This is a genomic window from Streptomyces sp. NPDC054840 (assembly GCF_053611065.1).
In genome coordinates, this window is record NZ_JBSGZP010001075.1 from 1 (window position 1) to 1,537 (window position 1,537).

Annotated in this window: 2 protein-coding genes; both read right to left on the bottom strand. The window is 71.1% G+C overall.

What is annotated here, in order from left to right; all coding sequences use genetic code 11:
* Window positions 1-166 precede the first annotated feature (166 nt).
* Entirely contained in the window at window positions 167-724 is a 558-nt protein-coding gene (locus ACWGIU_RS37630; RefSeq protein WP_453712557.1) for a hypothetical protein, read from the bottom strand.
* 95 nt (window positions 725-819) lie between these two features.
* Window positions 820-1,488 (bottom strand): uracil-DNA glycosylase, encoded by a 669-nt coding sequence (locus tag ACWGIU_RS37635; RefSeq protein WP_453712559.1) that lies wholly within the window; start codon window positions 1,486-1,488, stop codon window positions 820-822.
* Window positions 1,489-1,537: the final 49 nt, after the last annotated feature.

A 1,537-nucleotide genomic window follows, 5' to 3' on the forward strand; every position in this document is an offset into this window, starting at 1 on the left:
TCCCCGGCCCGACGCCGAGGTGGAGCGTGAGCTGATCCGCGAACTTCCGGTGCGGCCGGCCGATGTGTGCGCGCTGGGCCGCACGCACGGCCACTGGCATCCGACAGTTCGGAGGCCCGTATCTGCTCGGGCGTCCACGGGGACTGGCCGCATGCCGACGTAGGGCCTACGGAGACTGCTCGGGGAAGGTCCGGGGTCCGGCTCCCGGTTCTGCCGCCAGGCGCCGCTCCAGCCGGGCGATGGCGGCCCGTACGCCGTTCCCGTACCCGTCGTCGGACAGCGCACCGGTGGCCGCGCGGGCCCGGGCCAGGTGGATCCGGGCCGCCTCCGGCCGCTGCAGTTTCACGTAGTCGGCGGCCAGACTCAGGTGCAGGGACGGGTAGAACACGCGCATCGCCGGATGAGGCTCCCACGGCGCGGGCCGCCCGCCCTGGGGCAGCCCGGTCCCGGGCCCGTCGTCCGGCCCGTCACCCGGCACGTCGGCGGCGGCAGCGGTCAGGGCGCGCAGGTCCCAGGCCAGCTCGTCGGCCGGATCGTCCTGGGCGTCCGCCATGTAGTGGGCCAGGGTGCACCGGTGGAGGGAGTCCCCCTCCTCGCCGATCTCGGACCAGATCTCCCCGAGCCTGTTGCGGGCCTCCTCGCGGTCACCGGCGTGCAGCAGGATGACCGCCTGGCCGATCCTGGTCATGACGGCGTCCTCCGACGCCTCCTGCTGCTCCGTCACGACGGCCTCCGGCTTGCTCTGCCAGACCTGCTCCGGTCTGATCATCTAGAAGCTAGCCGGAGGTACCGGCAATGGCGCCGAGGCGCGGGGGGACGTCAGCCGAGGTTGGGGATCCGCCAGTCGATCGGCTCATGTCCCTGGGCGGCGATGGCCTCGTCGATCTGCGTGAAGGGCCGGGACCCGAAGAACTTCTTGGCGGACAGCGGGGAGGGGTGGGCGCCCTTGACGACCACGTGCCGGTCCTCGTCGATCAGCGGGAGCTTCTTCTGCGCGTAGGCGCCCCAGAGGACGAAGACGGCCGGGTCGGGCCGCTCGGACACCGAGCGGATCACGGCGTCGGTGAACTTCTCCCAGCCCTTGCCCTTGTGCGAATTGGGCTCGGCCTCCCGGACCGTGAGGACCGCGTTGAGCAGCAGGACGCCCTGCTCGGCCCACGGCATCAGGTATCCGTTGTCCGGGATCGGCAGGTCGAGCTCCTCCTTCATCTCCTTGTAGATGTTGCGCAGCGAGGGCGGGGTCTTGACCCCGGGCCGCACGGAGAAGCACAGGCCGTGGCCCTGGCCGGCGCCGTGGTAGGGGTCCTGGCCGAGGACGAGGACCTTCACCCGGTCGAAGGGAGTGGCCTCCAGGGCCGCGAACACCTGCTCGCGGGGCGGGTAGACCGGCCCGTTCGCCCGTTCCTTCTCGACGAACTCGGTGAGTTCTTTGAAGTAGGGCTGGTCCAGCTCCCCGCCGAGGACGGGGAGCCAGGACTCGGGCAGCATCTGGGTCACGGCGACAACCTCCGGTACAAGTTCGTGCACATGCTCGTGC